The sequence below is a fragment of the Parafrankia sp. FMc2 genome (assembly GCF_041008525.1).
Lineage (GTDB): Bacteria > Actinomycetota > Actinomycetes > Frankiales > Frankiaceae > Parafrankia.
Map to the genome: position 1 here is coordinate 24,207 of NZ_JBFLUG010000051.1, position 15,468 is coordinate 39,674.

At 74.0% G+C, this 15,468-nt stretch carries 12 protein-coding genes; 3 read left to right on the plus strand and 9 right to left on the minus strand.

Translation table 11 applies throughout. The features are described from left to right. Positions 1 to 34: 34 nt before the first annotated feature. From AB1460_RS18685 to AB1460_RS18700, 4 genes are all read right to left on the minus strand, one after another. Positions 35 to 1,612 carry an FHA domain-containing protein gene (locus AB1460_RS18685; RefSeq protein ID WP_368962848.1) on the minus strand — a complete coding sequence of 526 codons (1,578 nt, stop codon included), beginning with the start codon at positions 1,610 to 1,612 and terminating at the stop codon, positions 35 to 37. 4 nt (positions 1,613 to 1,616) lie between these two features. Further along, positions 1,617 to 1,790: a hypothetical protein gene (locus AB1460_RS18690; RefSeq protein WP_195905297.1), complete on the minus strand. Its 174-nt coding sequence runs from the start codon at positions 1,788 to 1,790 to the stop codon at positions 1,617 to 1,619. 92 nt (positions 1,791 to 1,882) lie between these two features. Next, entirely contained in the window at positions 1,883 to 3,451 is a 1,569-nt protein-coding gene (locus AB1460_RS18695) for a protein phosphatase 2C domain-containing protein (RefSeq protein WP_368962850.1), read from the minus strand. Positions 3,452 to 3,671: 220 nt separating this feature from the next. Beyond that, positions 3,672 to 4,931: a protein kinase domain-containing protein gene (locus AB1460_RS18700; RefSeq protein WP_368962851.1), complete on the minus strand. Its 1,260-nt coding sequence runs from the start codon at positions 4,929 to 4,931 to the stop codon at positions 3,672 to 3,674. Positions 4,932 to 5,265: 334 nt separating this feature from the next. On the opposite strand from AB1460_RS18700, the gene rlmB reads away from it, so the two are divergent. The 3 genes from rlmB to AB1460_RS18715 all read left to right on the plus strand — a co-directional run bounded on the left by rlmB (position 5,266) and on the right by AB1460_RS18715 (position 8,965). Next, positions 5,266 to 6,360 carry a 23S rRNA (guanosine(2251)-2'-O)-methyltransferase RlmB gene (gene rlmB / locus AB1460_RS18705; protein ID WP_368962852.1) on the plus strand — a complete coding sequence of 365 codons (1,095 nt, stop codon included), beginning with the start codon at positions 5,266 to 5,268 and terminating at the stop codon, positions 6,358 to 6,360. A 180-nt stretch (positions 6,361 to 6,540) separates the two neighbouring features. Then, on the plus strand, positions 6,541 to 8,022 hold the full coding sequence (locus AB1460_RS18710) for an EAL domain-containing protein (protein ID WP_368962854.1): 1,482 nt from the start codon (positions 6,541 to 6,543) through the stop codon (positions 8,020 to 8,022). A gap of 298 nt (positions 8,023 to 8,320) precedes the next feature. Beyond that, a complete protein-coding gene (locus AB1460_RS18715) occupies positions 8,321 to 8,965 on the plus strand; it encodes a hypothetical protein (protein ID WP_368962855.1) in 645 nt (214 codons plus the stop codon). A 95-nt stretch (positions 8,966 to 9,060) separates the two neighbouring features. Here AB1460_RS18715 and AB1460_RS18720 read toward each other — a convergent pair whose 3' ends face one another. The 5 genes from AB1460_RS18720 to AB1460_RS18740 form a co-directional block, all read right to left on the minus strand. Next, a complete protein-coding gene (locus AB1460_RS18720) occupies positions 9,061 to 10,908 on the minus strand; it encodes a DUF2334 domain-containing protein (protein WP_368962857.1) in 1,848 nt (615 codons plus the stop codon). Between the two features lie 122 nt (positions 10,909 to 11,030). Continuing rightward, positions 11,031 to 12,311: a non-hydrolyzing UDP-N-acetylglucosamine 2-epimerase gene (gene wecB, locus AB1460_RS18725; protein ID WP_368962858.1), complete on the minus strand. Its 1,281-nt coding sequence runs from the start codon at positions 12,309 to 12,311 to the stop codon at positions 11,031 to 11,033. 71 nt (positions 12,312 to 12,382) lie between these two features. Continuing rightward, the gene (locus tag AB1460_RS18730; protein ID WP_368962859.1) at positions 12,383 to 13,057 is read right to left on the minus strand and encodes a family 16 glycoside hydrolase; all 675 of its coding nucleotides are present in this window, start codon (positions 13,055 to 13,057) and stop codon (positions 12,383 to 12,385) included. 149 nt (positions 13,058 to 13,206) lie between these two features. Continuing rightward, a complete protein-coding gene (locus tag AB1460_RS18735) occupies positions 13,207 to 14,532 on the minus strand; it encodes a glycosyltransferase (RefSeq protein ID WP_368962861.1) in 1,326 nt (441 codons plus the stop codon). Beyond that, a complete protein-coding gene (locus tag AB1460_RS18740; RefSeq protein WP_368962862.1) occupies positions 14,529 to 14,909 on the minus strand; it encodes a hypothetical protein in 381 nt (126 codons plus the stop codon). Before AB1460_RS18740 ends, AB1460_RS18735 begins: the two co-directional genes overlap by 4 nt. Between the last annotated feature and the right edge of the window lie 559 nt (positions 14,910 to 15,468).

Here is a 15,468-nt window from a genome sequence, read left to right on the forward strand (position 1 = left end):
GTCGAGCCGCCAGGTTCCCGCCTGACGGCGGCGATCACTGTGCGCGGACGGTGATCCTCGTCCAGGCGCCGACGTAGACGCGATCGCCGTCGCGCAGCGGAATCGGGCGGCCGGGCTCGATCGGGTCGGGCTCGTCGTTCAGCCGGGTCCCGTTGGTCGACCCCGGGTCCCGGACGGCGTACGTGCCGTCGGGCATCCGCTCCAGCGTCGCGTGGGCCCGGGAGATCCCCGGGTCCTCCGGCGCGCCGGACAGGTCGATCTCCGGGTTGATGCCCCGGGACTCGCTGCGCCGCCCGATGAGCATCTGCGACTCGGTCAGCGCGAAGACGCGGCGCGGGTAGAACGCCGGGAACGGGACGCGGTGGTCGTCACCGCTGTCGTAGTACTCCCGCTCGGCCTCGACGACGGCCTCCCAGGTGCCGGCCTGCGGCGCGTCCCAGTCGTGGCCCCGGCTCCCCGCTCGCGGGTCGCCCATCCTCGGGTCGTCGCGGCGCTGCTCGCCGATCCGCGGGTCGCCCAGGCGGGGGTCGCCGAGGCGCGGGTCGGCCATCCTCGGATCGGTGGCGTGGCGGGCCTCCTGGCCGCGCCGCGGCCCGGCCTGCCGCGAGGTGGCACCCGCGTCGTCGATCCCGCCGACGCCCGCCGGGGCGGGCAGCTGACCGGTACTGAAGTCGAGCCCGCAGTTCTCGCAGAAGCGTGCGGACGGGTCGTTCAGCGACCGGCAGTTGGGGCAGGGCGCGTAGCGGTCGGCAGCAGCACGGTCCCGGACGCCCGGCCCGGCAGGCCCCGCCGGCACCGGCGTGGAGCCGGCCCCCGCCGCGCCCAGTGGGTCGGCACCGTAGCCGCCGCCGGGTGCACCGAACGACCCGCCGTCGCGGTAGCCGCGCCGGGGGTCGGCGTCCGGGGCGCCCCGGCCCGGCTCGCCCGCGCCGTACCCGCCGCGGCCGTCGGGCCGGCCCTCAGGGCCGCCGTACCCGCCGCGGTCGTCGCGGCCGCGGGGAAAACCGCCGTCCGGCTCGGCGCGCCCGGCGGGGTAACCGCTCCGCCCGTCCCGCTCGTCCCGGCCCTCACGGCCGTACCCGGGCGGTGTTCGGTCGTCGCGGCCGCCGAAGCCGGCGCCGCGCTCGTCGGGCTCACGGCCGTACGGGTCGTGCCGCTCACCGCGGGCGTCGGGACGCCCGCGCTCCTCCGGCCGCCCGTAGCCTTCGCGGGCGTACGGGTCCGCCGGGTAGCCACCACGAGCGGAGCGCGGTTCCTCGGCGTAGCCCTCGCGGCCGTAGCCGCCGTACGGGTCACCGCCGCGGCCTGCGCCGCGGGGCGGGTCCGCCACCCCGGGGGCGTCGGCCGGCGCGCGCCGGATCCCGAGCGGGTCGTAGCCGCCCTGAGCGCCGTCGGCGCCCGGCGGCGGGACCGACGGGTCCCGCTCCGGTGCCCGTCGCGCGTACGGGTCCGCCGCCCGGCCGGCGGGCGCGCCCGCCGGGTAGGCGGGATCACGGCCGCCATCGTCCTGGCGGAAACCATAACGATCCTGACCGCCCACGATCCGTAGCCCGCACTGATCGCAGTAGTCAGGATCGTGGGACAGGTGCCCCTCCGGGCAGCGTGCGCTCACCTGATCACCTGTTCACCCGAACGGTCCTGGCCGACATCGACGAGTCGCGGACCATCTCGTCCATCTTCTCGACGTATTTCTTCAGACGAACCGTACCCGTTGTTGGAATGTCGATGTGAACCGCCTCCTGTAGGAGGCGGTGGGTTGCGTCGTTGCCCCAGGTGAGGGCCTCCCGAATCGCCTTGCCGGATCACCGGTCTGGCAGCCGTGTCGCCGCGGTCGACGGCCGGGCATCCGGGCCCCGGGCCGTTTCCGACCGGCCGTGGAAGGTCACTGACTGGTCACCCTGGCCGCGACCACGGTGATGTTGTCATGGCCGCCCTGGTCGATCGCGAAGTCGGTGAGGTGGCGGGCGACGTCCAGCGCCGCGGCGCCGGGGTCGAGCTGGTTCACCAGCGCGGCGAGCACGTCCGGCCGGGAGGAGTAGTTCCACAGCCCGTCACTGCAGACAAGCACCGTGGCCGGTGTCTCGATCGGGAAGGCGGCCGTGTGCGGGGTGACGTCCTCGGCGTCGCCGCCCAGCCAGCGGGTCAGCGTGTGGGCACGCCGGTGCGTCTCCGCCTCCGAGGCGGGGATCAGCCCGGCGCGGGCCGCTTCGGCCGCCCAGGTGTCGTCCGCGGTCAGCCGCTCGCACCAGCGCGGACCGAGCAGGTAGACCCGGCTGTCGCCGACCCAGCCGACGGTGACCATGCCCGGGCCGTCCACCGAGGGCGGGGTGATGATCGCCGCGGCGATGGTGCAGGAGGGAGCCATCCGGCCCTCGGCCGCGCTGAGCTGGGCGATGGTGGCCTGGGCAGCCTCGACCGCGGCGTGCAGGGCGGCGTCGGCCTCGTCCGGGCCGAAACCTCCGGAGATCCGGCGCGGCGCGGTGCGCGGCTCGTCGTACTCGGTGTACTCCTCCAGGACGTCCAGAACGTCGTTCGCGGAGCTTTCGGCGCGCTCCTCGTACGGAACGGCCTCGCCGGGCCCGTGGGCGCGTACCGCGTCCGCGAGGATCGCCGTCGCGGTCGAGGTGGCTGCCGCGGACGCCTCGCCGGACCCCGGGGTCGTCGAGACGCCGTCACAGACCACGGCGATGAGCGTTCCGTGGACGATGGCCACGCCCATCGAGTCCTCGTTCGTCGTGTGCCGGACCCCGCGGTCGCACACCCCGGCCAGCGGGCCCAGGTCGATCTCGCGGTGGTCCGCGTCGCCGCCACCCACCGGCGCGCCGGTGAAGGCGAAGCCGCATGCCTCGCAGTACCGCGCATCGCTGTAGTTGGGCGCCGCGCACACCGGGCAGCGGACGACCTCCTCGCCGGCAGCGGACTCGCTCACCGACGAGGCACGGTGGCCCAGGAGCATCGTGGCGGGATCGGAGTCGGGGCCGTACCCGTCGCCGGCGAATCCGCCGCCGGAGTAGTCGCCGTCCGAGTAACCGCCGGGCGGGTAGGCCGAAGCCTCATAGCCGTGCTCCGTGTACCCATCCCGGTACTCGCTGTCACGATAGGTGCCCGATTCTGCCTGGTAGCCGGCCCCGGGATAGGCCGCGCCGCCCGGATAGCTGTTCTCCGGGTAGCTGGCGTTCTCCGGATAGCCGCCCTCGCCGTAGCTGTTCTCGGGGTAGCCGTTCCCGGAATAGGGCGCGTCCTGGAAGCGGCCCGCGGCGTAGCCCTCCCCGCGGTGCTCCGGACGGAACTCCTCCGGTGGGTAGCCCTCCGGCGGCAGATCGCTACCCTGGTACCGGCCCTGCTGCCCCGACTCGTCGGGGTAGACGTCACCGGGGCGGGGGGCACCCGGGCCCTCCGGTGGGTAGCCGTGCCCGGGATAGCTCTGCCCCGGGCGGGGGTTGAGGTCCACAGTCAGGCCACCGGCCGCGGCAGCGGCCCGCCAGTGACAGCGAGTCTGGGCGGTATGCGCGGGGCCGTCTGGCGCGGAGCCATGTGGTAAGTGCCTCCTGCCCGTCCTGTGGGGACCGGATATATCACGTCGACCTGCTCAGATCCAAGGACGCCGAGATGAATAGTGGCATGGTCCGCCAGGTGCGTCGACGCCGGTGATCTCGGTGTCTGCCTCGGTGTCAACGTCCGCCCGTCCTGCGTGGAATGCCGGAAGTTCTCCCCTGCAGTACGCCCGCCGCCCGCGCGTGCTCCGGAACCTCCGCTGCCCCCCAGGCCTTTTGCCTGGTCAACGGCCTCTGCTGAACTCCGGCCGGGCGCGGCTCGGCGTCGACGGGGCGCTGCGGCGCAGCGTTCGCCGCCACCGCGGCCAGCGCCGCGGCCATGTCGCCGGCAGTGCCGAACCGCCGCGCGGGATCGGTCGCGGTGGCACGAAGGAGGAACCGGTGCAGGGGTTCGTTCCTGGCCAGCACCTGGTGGACCTCCTCCGCCGGAAGGGTGTAGCGATATGTTGACGCACGGTGCGGAAAATCGAGCACCGCGGTTGCCAACAGCCTGCCGAGAGCGTAGAGGTCAGAACCCACCGACGGGGGCCTCATGGCGAGCTCGGGGGCGTCAAATCCAGCGGTGACGTGGAAAGCCCCGCAGCGCCGGCCGCGGTGGCGCACCGACTGGAGATCGATCAGCGTGACCTGGTCGCCGTTCCAGACCACGTTGCCCGGCGCGAGGTCGCCGTGGACGTAGCCGCGTTCGTGCACGTACCGCAGGGCGGAGAGCAGCCGCAGGGCGCCGGCGATTCCGTCCGGGACGGGCAGCGGGGCGCCCACCGCGCCGCGCGCGAGCCGCCTGGACCGCAGCAGCTCCGCCAGCGACGGGCCGGGCACGAAGTCCATCACCGTGTAGACGATGTTGCCGTGCCGCACCTCGCCGAGGGTCTCCACGATCGCCGGATGCCGCAGCGGGGGGTCCGGAAGCGGGCGCCGGGAGAGCCGCGCGCTCAGCGGGGCCGGGCGTGCCCCTGCTCGCCGCAGGCTCTTGAGCACCACCCGCCGCCCGGCGCCCACCGGACCGCCGCTCGCGACGGCGAGGAAGACCCAGCCGCCTGGCCCCGGGCCTCCGGCGCCCAGGCAGTCGACGATCTCGTAGCCGCCGGCGACGTCCCCGGCGCGCAGCGGCGGCGCGAAGGAGTAGGGCGTCCGACAACGCGGGCAGAAGCCGCTCTCCCGCAGGTGCCCGACGGCGCCGGCCCGGCCGCCGGCGCGGCCCAGGGGGCTGGCACAGACCGGGCAGGAGACGGCGGGATGCTCCTGTCGCCAGGCGCCGGCGCCGGCGCCGGCAGCGGTGGCGGTGGCGGTGGCGCGGGCATGGGAGTGGGAGTGGGCGGGAGGGTGAGCGCCGGACGGGTCGGAACCCGTCGCTCCCGGTCCGGAGAAGCCTGCCACCTGCCCTCCAGACGTCGGTCCGCGCATCACCCTGAGGATAGGTAGCAAGGCGCCCGTCCGGCGTACGTCCTGGCCAACTGGTGCCCCGACCGGGCCAGTCGCGGCCGGTTGGTGCGGCCATGGGCCGGTCGGGGCCGTGGTTCCGGCGCCCGGCGAGGCGTGGAGGTGCGGGGGGCCGCCGGTGACGGTGTCCGCCGCGTGGCGTGATGTCGGCGGATACCGTTGATGGACGACAGCACCCGGCCGGCCTGCGCCGGCACCCGGGTGCGGTCTGATGATCGTTGGCTCGCAGACGGGTCGACGGCCCGACGCGTGAGTGACGAGGTGGTCTGTGATGGCCGGTGGCCAGGGCCGGGGCGGTGGCGGCATCGCTCGCGGTGGGCAGGGGGGCCGGGCCGGGAAGGCGGGCTCCCACCGTAAGGGCGCGGCGCTTGGCAGCGGCGGCCAGCGCCGCAAGGCGCTGGAGGGCAAGGGCGCGACACCGCCGGCGCAGATGCGGCCGGGCCATCCGGCCCAGCGCCGGGCAGCCGCGGCGGCGAACGCGGCCACCCGGGGGGCGCGTGGGCGTCCTGGGGTGGAGCGTGCCGCGGGTGCCGGTGCCGGTGCGGGTGCGGCGGGCGGGGTGGGCCCGGCTGGCGGCTCGGCGGCGTACGCCTCACGGCGCGGCGGCGAGTCCGACGAGTACGTGGTCGGCCGCAACGCGGTGGTCGAGGCGCTGCGTGCCGGCGTGCCGGCGACCACGCTGCTGATCGCCGGCGGTCTCGACTTCGACGAGCGGGTCGCCGACGCCCGCCGCCTCGCCGGCCGGGCCGGGCTGAGCGTCGTCGACATCGGGCGGATCGAGCTCGACCGGCTCTGCCCGAACGCCCCGCACCAGGGGCTGGCGCTGACCGTCCCGCCGTACAGCTACGCCCACCCGGACGACCTGCTGGCCGCGGCCACCCGCAGCGCGCAGCCCGGCCTCGTCGTCGCACTCGACGGCGTCACCGACCCGCGCAACCTCGGGGCGGTCGTCCGCTCGGCAGCCGCCTTCGGCGCGACCGGGGTGGTGGTGCCGGAGCGGCGCGCCGCCGGTATGACCGCGGCGGCCTGGAAGACGTCCGCGGGCGCGGCGGCGCGGCTGCCGGTCGCGCGCGCCGTGAACCTGACCCGCACGCTGCGGTCGTATGCCGAAGCGGGCCTGTTCGTCGCAGGTCTGGCGGCGGACGGCGAGGTCAGCCTCGACGACCTGGAGGTCGCCACCGACCCGCTGGTCGTTGTTGTCGGGTCGGAGGGCCGCGGGCTCTCCCGGCTGGTCGGCGAATGCTGTGACCTCAGGATCCGGATTCCGATGGCGGGGGCCACGGAGTCGCTGAACGCCGGTGTGGCGGCCGGCATCGCGCTGGCGGAGATCGCCCGCCGTCGCAGGCAGGCCCTCACGGCCGACTGAGCTTCCCCGGCTGGGCTCCGCGGAGCTGGCGGACCTGCGGAGCTGGCGGACCTGCGGAGCTGCGCGGCCCGGCGCACCATGAGCAGAGGAGCGGACAGGAGAGCAGCGACGGCACGAAGCGCCACCGACGGAGCAGGAGCGCCGGTTCGGCGCCGCGGCCGAGGAGCGGGAGGTGCACCCGTGAGTGAGCGTGTGGCCGGCGGCAGGCGGGAGGCCGCGCGCGGGCAGGCGAATCCGGGCGGTGCCGACAGCGACCGGCACGGCGGGCGCGACCGGGTCCAGGCGGCACGGGAGCACACCGACGAGATAACGCGGGTACTCGATCTCGCCCGCCGCCACCTGCGCACCGACGTCGCCTGGCTGTCCCGCTTCAGCGGGGACGATCAGGTCATCGACCTGGTCGCCGGCGACGGCGCCCTGGTCGAGAGCCTGGTCGGACGTCAGGTCGGCCAGGAGCACACATACTGCGCCCGGGTGCTGGACGGGCGGCTGCCCGCGGTGATTCCCGACGCGCGGGCCGACAGCCGCACCGCCGGCCTGGCGGTCACCCGGGAGCTGGGGATCGGCTCCTACGTCGGAGCGCCGGTCTACCTGGACTCCGGTGACCTCTACGGCATGCTGTGCGCGCTGGGCACCGACCCGGACCCGGAGCTGGGCGACCGGGACGGTCACTTCCTGCGGCTGCTGGCCGAGGCCCTGACCGAGACGGTGTCGGCACTGCACCGAAGCGGCGCGGACGACGACCACCTCCGGTCGGTGATCGGGAGGATCATCGACCGCGGTGGTCCGGAGATGGTCTTCCAACCGGTGTTCGATCTGCCGACCCACGGGATCATCGGGGCGGAGGCGCTGGCGCGCTTCCCCTCCTTCCCACCGCCGGGCGGCGACGACGGTGGTGAGGGCGCGGGTCGGGGAAGCATCGACGAAGCCGGCACGGAGGCTGGCCGGCAGCCCGTGGCCGGATCCACGCCCGGGACCACGCCCGGGACCGCGGCCGGGGCCGGGGCCGGGGCCCGCCGGCCGGAGTACGGCGGCCTGGCCCCGGAGCGGTGGTTCGCCTACGCGACGTCGGTCGGCATGGGCATCGATCTCGAGCTCGCGGCGATCCGAGCGACCCTCGTGGCGCTGCCCCGGTTCCCGCGCGGCCTGTCCGTCGCAGTCAACGCCGCACCGGCGACCATCGCCTCCGGACGTCTCACCGAGCTGCTCAGCGGGCCAGCCGCCGACCAGGTGGTCGTCGAGATCACCGAGCGGGAGGGCATCCACGACCTGCCCGGCACGCTCAGCCGGCTGCAGGAGCTGCGGGACATGGGCGTCCGCGTCGCGGTCGACAACGTGGGCGTGGCCTATGCCAGCCTGCGCCGGCTCGTGCAGATCCTGCCGGACGTCGTGAAGATGGACCGCTGGCTCTCCGTCGAGATCGGCGCGGACACGGCCCGCCGCGCGCTGGTCGAGGCACTGGTGCACTTCTCCCGGCAGATCGGGGCGACCCTGGTCGCTGCCGGCATCGAGACGACCGGCGCGATGCGGGTGCTGACCGCGGCCGGTGTGGACCAGGGCCAGGGGGACTTCCTGGGCCCGCCGGGCCCGCTGCCGCTGCCCGCGCACTGCCGGTGCCTCCCACTGAGGCAGGGCACGCGGAAATCCGCTGCAATGGCCTGATCGGCCCGCAATGGCCTGATCGGCCGGATCGACCGGATCGGCCGCGGTCCATCCCGGCACTTCGTCGCTTCTGGTACCTGATTCCCGCCCCATCGCGGGATGATGGGGCCGAAGTCGGCGGGTGTGGCCTTCCGGGCGTTGTGGTGACCCGGTTGAACCGGAGCATTGCCGACGTCCGGAGGGTGCCCGCAGAGTGTGGGCTGTGAAAACTGCGGAGAACATCCGGGCGTCGTCTGTGAGATCCCCGCGGGGATTGCGCCGGCGGATCCTGGCCGGTGCGGCGCTGCTGACATCGGCTATGGGTGCCGTCTCCTGCACGGAGCCTGCCGGCGGCCAGGTTACGGGCGGAAAGGGCGAAGGCTGGCATCTCACCGTCTACTACACGGCGGTGGAAGGTTTTCACACGGATACGCCGCTGACGACGGTCCGCGGCTGCCCGCAGCGTGACTGCGCCTTTGGTGACGAGGTTCTCGGCGCCTTTCCCACCGGTTTCGTCGACGCGGTACGCGGCGAGGGGACGGGGCGTATCACCAGCGGGCCGAGATCGGGGTCGATGATCAACTGGTCCTTCGACACCGGTTTCTGGCTCGACGACATTCCCAGCGACACCGCCGGCCGGGCCCTGGTCCCCTTCCGCAGCGCCGCGGCGGATCCGTCGACCCTTCCCGCCGGGACGGCCTTCGTGATCGACGACTGCGGCCATGAGGAGGACGGGTCCGCGATCGACCCGGCCGCCTGCGAGGCGCTGCGGCGCACGACGTGGGAGGTGCGCGACGAGTTCACCCCGGGGCTCGGGGGTGAACGCCGGCTCGATCTCTACATCGGGGAGGAGGACGGCCCCGGTTTCACCGAGACCAGTCCGCTCTACCTGACCGGTGTCGACGCGCGCGTCACGGTCACGGCCACCGGGCGGGCGGACGCGGAACGGCAGCCCCGGGCCTGACTGCCCTCGCATCGGCCGGTGCGAGGGTGGGGCGGGCGGGGAGGGCACGGGAACTCGAGTTCCCGTGCCCTCCCCGCCGGCGAGGTTCCCTGCGCTCAGACCGCCGAGGCGGCGATGAAGGAGTACCCGAGCGCCCGGACACCTTCGACGGTCTGCCGCAGGTAGTCGACGCCCAGATACGGGTGGTAGAACATGCTGGCATATCCGTCCCGGACGACCAGATTGCGCCGTGCCGCGTCGATCAGATCCGCGGGCAGTCGAGCCGGGTGGTTGTTGAACGCCGCCGGCTCCACGTTCCCGATGTTCTCCGGAATCACGAACGACCCGTGGATGTCGGTGACCGGGTAGGGAAAGAACTGACCCCCGTACCTCGTGTGGTCGACGGTCCCGCCGGCCAGCTGGTTGCGGAAGTAAAGCCCGCGGTCATACCGGCGCGGGAACTTCTCCCGGGCCGCCGCGTAGTCGGGCGCGGAAGCGGCGTAGTGCGGGAACTCGAAAACGGTTGGCACAGCCAGTCCGGCCGCGGTGAAAGCGGCCGCAGCCCCGTTCATCCGGCCGGTGGCCCAGGCCTGGCTGTCGCCGGGGACCGGCCCGTCGTACACGACGTTGTCCTGCGCGTCGACATGAGCTCGGAAGAACTCGAAGTCGTCCGCGCTCGCCCCGGAATAGGGATTGGCCGCGTTCGAGAACTGGTGCGTCCAGCCGTGCATGATCAACGCTCCGCCACGCTGGGTCATGTAGCGCAGTGCGGAGACGACGTCCGGCCGTGCGGCGAGACTGTAGTCCTGTGCGACGCCGTTGTTGTAGGTGCCGTTCGCGTCGACGTACCGCGGGTAGACCGCGACCGAGAACGGGACCCGCGCCGAGGAGAGGTAGTCGGCGATGGCTCGCAGCTCGGCCGGGTCGGCGTCCGGCCCGACGTCCTCGATGCGTACCAGGGCCCGGTGCCTGGTCGGTGTCTGCGGCGCCAGCACATCGAAGAGAAGGTCCGCCACGGCGAGGTAGCGGTCGGTCATGTCGGCGTAGGCGAACGGGATCTCACCGACGTAGGTCAGGTTCCCCGCCCGCAGCGCCCAGGGAAATCTCGTCCCGTCGCCGCGGACGGCCTCCGCCAGCACGGTCGCCCGGGTGGTGTCCACCGCCGCGTAGTTCATGATCCCTGCGGCGTTGCCGGTGTACCGGCTGAGGTCCGTCCCCTTGTAACGAACGGCGCCGACGGTGGAGGTGTCGAAGCCCGACCAGTTCCAGCCATAGGTCGTCGGGAACGCCGGCGACTGGGCCGTGAGCTGCCAGATGTTGTTGTACATCCAGACCACCGGGCGGGTGCCCGCCAGGACGTCCGCCAGGAAGGCTGTCGGCACCTGTTCGTCGTAGGTGGACCCGATGTAGATCACGGCCGCGTAGCCGGCCAGCTGGCCGGCGGTGTAGGTGCTGACGGGCCGGGCCTGCCAGGTGCCGAACCGCGACGCGAGGTTCGCCGCCTGCATGGCGTACTGCTCGCCGAGCCAGCCCCACGCACCGGTCGTGTCGTAGAGGATCAGCGTCCCCACGCCGGTCGCTGCCGCGGCGGCCGGCGGGGTGGCGGCCGTGGTCGTGGGGGCGGCGTCATCCGGTCGGCCGTCACCACCGGCACCGCCGCCCGCGCGCCCGCCCGAGGCCGGGGACTGGGCGGGTCCGGCCGGCGGCAGGTCGGTCCCCCTGCCGGGCGGTGCCGGCCGCGGCGCGCGTCGCGGCGGCGGTGTCCGTGGCGGGGCCGGCGGGGCCGGAAGCAGGTCGGTCCGGGCATCAGCGTGATGGACCAGGGGGGTCGCCGCCCGGGCGTGCGGCGGTGTCTGCACCGATGGCCGCGCAGCCCCGGCACCGGCCCCGGGAGCGGCGGCCGTGGCGGTGGCGGCGCCGGCGCTCACGGCGATCACGAGCAGCCCGGCCGCCGCGACCGTCACCGGCCGCCGGCTCGAGCTCCGGCTCCGGCGCCGCCCGACGGTCTGACGGTCTGCGACGACCCGGCGGTTGCCGATGGTCCGGCAGCGGCTGAGGAGACGGTGTCGGGGTCTCCTGGGGGAGGTCATGCGCCGGTTTCCTCTCGGCCTGCCGCGACCACGGTGCCGGTGCGCTCGCGGTCCGGAACCGCCGGCTGGCGCGGGATGCTGATCGGGCGCGCGGCCGGGAGCGGGAGGTCCGGGACGAAGGGGTCCGGACCGGGAGCGCAGAGCAGCCGGTGCTCGATCGCCGCCACCGCACGGCGGGCGGCCTGCCCGTCGCCGTAGGGATTGACGGCCCCGGCCATCGCCGCGTACGCCACCGGGTCGTCCACCAGGTTCTCCACCGCCGCCACGATCTGGTCCGGGTCGGTGCCGACGAGCCGGGCGGTGCCGGCCCGCAGGCCTTCGGGGCGCTCGGTGTTGTCCCGCAGCACCAGGACGGGCTTGCCGAGGCTCGGTGCCTCCTCCTGGACTCCTCCGCTGTCGGTCAGGACGACCGTCGCGATGGCCATGAGGTGCGCGAAGACGGCGTAGTCGACCGGGTCGGCGACGATGATGCCGGGCAGTCCGGCGAGTGGTGGCAGCACGGCCTCCCGCACGGCGGGGTTGCGGTGGACGGGCAGCACGATCAGCAGCTCGGGCCGCTCGGTCGCGAGCCGGGCCAGCGCCGCGCCGACCCGCGCGAGCGGCTCGCCCCAGGACTCGCGCCGGTGCGCCGTGACCAGGACGACCGGACGCCCGCTGTCGCCGATGCGCTGCCGGACGTCCGCGAGCAGCCGGTCGTCGGGCGGCGGCGCCGCGGTCACCTGCAGCAGGGCATCGATCACCGTGTTCCCGGTGACGAGGATCGAGTCCGCCCGGACGCCCTCGGCCAGCAGGTTGGCGCGGGCCGACGGGGTCGGGGCGAGGTGCAGGTCCGCCAGCTGTGCGGTGAGGCGACGGTTGATCTCCTCGGGGAACGGTGAGGACGGGTCGTCGGTGCGCAGCCCGGCTTCCAGATGGACGACGGGCACGTTCTGGTAGAAGGCCGCCAGCGCGCCGGCGAACGCCGTGGTCGTGTCGCCCTGGACGACGACCGCGTCCGGCCGCACCTCGGCCATCACCGCCTCGAGGCCGGCAAGGGCACGCGTGGTCACCCCGGACAGGGACTGACGGTGCTGCAGGATCTCCAGGTCGTAGTCAGGCACCAGCCCGAACAGGCTGTTGACCTGGTCGAGCATGGTCCGGTGCTGGCCCGTGACGGCCAGGACCGGTCGCAGCGACCGGCCCCGGCGCAGCTCGTGGACCACCGGCGCCATCTTGATCGCCTCGGGTCTCGTGCCGTACACGAGCAGCACCGTGTGACCGGTGGAGCTGTTGGTCACGTCGTCCTCCCATCGTTGATCGCATGTCGGATGTGGCAGGCAGGCAGGCAGGCGGGCGGCGGGCAGGCGGGTCAGGAGGTCGACCGGTCGGTCGGACGCAGGCTGCGGGCCCCGGCCCGGCGGAACTCCACGACCGCGTCCTCGCAGTACAGGCCGACCGCTCCGGAGTGGTACGGGCGCTCGGCGTCCTGGGTCCGCACCGTCGGGACGCCGTCCACCGAGACCGCCAGCGCATCCTCCGCGTGGACCACGTCGACGGTGTGCCAGCTGCCGAGCTGGGCCCGCGGTGTGGGCCCACTCGCCAGGAACCGCTGGCCGCCGGGATAGGCCGGGTCCTGCTTGCTGAGCTCCCACCCGTTGGGCTTCAGCGCGAAGGCGTAGAAGTGCGCCGAATCGGTGTAGTTCCACAGGACCCACCCGACCTCCCAGGGAGACGGAGAACCCGGGCGAAGCTGGCGGACGGTGCGGACCTGCGCTGTGAAGCGCACGTCGCGGTACTCCTCGGAGCTGATGACGAGGCCGGCGTGGGTGTGCTCGGGCCCCTCGGCGGCCTGCGGGGCCAGCGTGATGACGAGATCGCCGCCGACGGTGTGCCCGGTGGTGCGCCCGTAGCCGTCGAAGATCGCCTGCCAGGGGCCGTGCGTGGTCCCGTCGCGCCAGCGGGTGGGACGGCCGTCGGAGCCCAGCTGGACCACCGCCCACACTCCGGTCAGCGCCGCGACGGCACCCAGCAGAAGCAGGACCACCACCGGCACCGGATGGGCGCCGGGGCGGGGCCGCCCGTTCGGCTGTCGTCGTGGCGGCCTTTGACCGGCGGCCTGGCGTCGGGCGGCCCGTCGTCCGGCGGTCTGGGGCCCGGCGTTCTGGCGTCCGGCGGCGGCCCGTGTCGCCGCCCTCATCGGCCGGAGCCGTCGTGGACGGCGGGCACCGGCGCTCTGGGCTCGGCGCGGGCCGGTTCCGGGCTGCGGGCGGTCTTGTGCCAGCTTGTCCGGCGTCCCACCACCCGGGCCAGCGCCCACCAGCCGGCCACGAACCAGACCAGCGAGTAGGCCAAGTAGAGGTGGGCGTAGCCGGCGAGCCGCAGCATGCCGAGGCCGACGAGCGGCTCCCGCGAGCGGTAGATCAGCCCGCAGATCAGCGCCGGGCATGCGGCCATCACGTAGGCGCCGAGGAAGTAGCGCGGATCCGGCGCCACCCCACCCGCCAGCCAGCGCGTCAGCACGGCCACGGTGCTCAGCGCGAACGCCGCTGTCAGCATCGATGCCAGCAGGATCAGCAGCGGGCTCGACAGGTGGAACAGCATGTCCGGCAGCGCCCGGACCCGCGCCTGCCGCAGCACCCGGGGCAGCAGCGTCCACGACTGCAGGTGGCCCTGGAACCAGCGGGACCGTTGCCGCAGCAGCCGACCGAGGCGGACGACCCCCTGCTGGTGGACGTCCGCCTGCGGGCAGAACTGGTTGCGCCAGCCGGCGAGGAGCAGGCGGACGCCGAGGTCCAGGTCCTCGGTGAGACTGTGCGACCACGGCCCGCCACTGCCGAGCGAGCGCAGCGCGGAGAGCCGGACGAACTGGCCGTTGCCGCCGAGGCCGACGTTGTCCAGCTCGCCCCGGCCACGCTGGAACACGTCCGTGTAGATCACGAACTCCATGTCCTGGAGCCGGGCGAGCAGGCTGCCACCGCGGTTGTTGATGCGCACTCCGGTCTGCACCCCCGCGGTGCGGGGGTCGGCGAAGTAGGGCGCGACGGCGTCGACCGTGTGCGGGTCGAGCCGACCGTCGGCGTCGACCACCGCGATGATCACGTCATCCGGGTCGCGGGAGGCGACCTCGTCACAGGTCGCCAGGTGCGCGATCGCCGCGTTGAGCGCGGCCCCCTTGCCGCGCCGGGCGTCCGGCAGGTTGCGGCGCAGGAGCCACACGCGGTCGTCAGCCACGTCGAGCACCAGCTGGGACGTCCGGTCGTCGGAGCCGTCGTCCACGACGAGCACCCGGCGGTTCGGGGCGGGGGAGAGCAGCAGGCGACGCAGGCTCGCCTCGATGACCGCCTCCTCGTTCAGGCAGGGCATCACGAAGACGAAGAAGATGCCGGTCGGAGGAGGCCCGGTCCGGGCCCGGTGGACGCGGGAGAGCACCAGCATCATGAGCAGGTAGAGCATTCCGAAAGCGATCATGACCGCGGCGAGGAGCCGGGCGTCGCCGCCGTCGGCGTCGAGCAGGTTCACGCGGCCGGGCCAGGACCAGGCCGGGACGGCCGGCGACCGGCCCGCAGCACGAGGGCGACCAGGATGCCGAGCAGCCCGGTCGACAGGTACAGCAGGAACGCGACGCCTACCACGTCGGTCAGCAGGCCGGAGATCAGGTCGAGCAGGACGGTCGCGTGGTCGGGCGATGCCTCGCGAGCGGCCGGGGCGACCGCCTGGGCCGCTGGGTCGCGCAGCGGTTCGGTCGGGCCGAGCCCCGCAGGGGCGAACGTTTCGGCAGCGGGCAGCGGGACGTACATGAGTCCTCCGTGCGAGATCAGGTGCGAGGGGCCGAGCGCACGCGGGCACCCGCGCCGGCTCGCGGAGCTGGCGTGGGCGGCGTCGACGCGCCAGCACACCGGTGGTTCGTCGGCCGGAGCCGGGTGATGTGGCGTCGGGAACGACGGAACGACACGGCGGCGGAACGACGGCTGCGGAACACAGATCTGTGTTCGTGTGCCGAACGGCGCGGCGCGGCCTGTTCCGGGCCCGGAAAGGCATGCCGGACCGGCGCCTTTGAATCGGCGGGGAGTTCGAAGGCGCGACGTTGTCCGGGATTGGTGTCGCTCGAACGTCGAGGTCTTTGTGGAAGCGCGGACAGAATCACGCGGTGACGGCGCCGGTTGCCGGCCTCGCGGGAACGGCCAGTTCGGTGGTGACACCCGACCGGCGGATGGTCAGAACCAGTCCGGACGCCCGGATTCGGTCAACGGTTGGGCCGCGTTGTGGCTGCCGCTGCCGCTGCCGCTGCCGCTGCGGCTCCGGTCGTGGTGACGGGGACGGAGGCCGGTTGCCGCGCGACGCCGCGAGCGCATTCCCCGGATGCCTTCTGTGGCAGCGGTTGCCCGTGCGGGCCAGCGGTCGGCAGTGGCCGCGGCGAGCTCGGAGCACGATACGGACCGGCTGCCCGGCACGGGG

Coding starts and splice junctions, on each gene's coding strand:
- AB1460_RS18715 (WP_368962855.1), top strand. CDS start 8,321: ATGGGTGCCGTCTCCTGCACGGAGCCTGCCGGCGGCCAGGTTACGGGC.
- rlmB (WP_368962852.1), top strand. CDS start 5,266: ATGGCCGGTGGCCAGGGCCGGGGCGGTGGCGGCATCGCTCGCGGTGGG.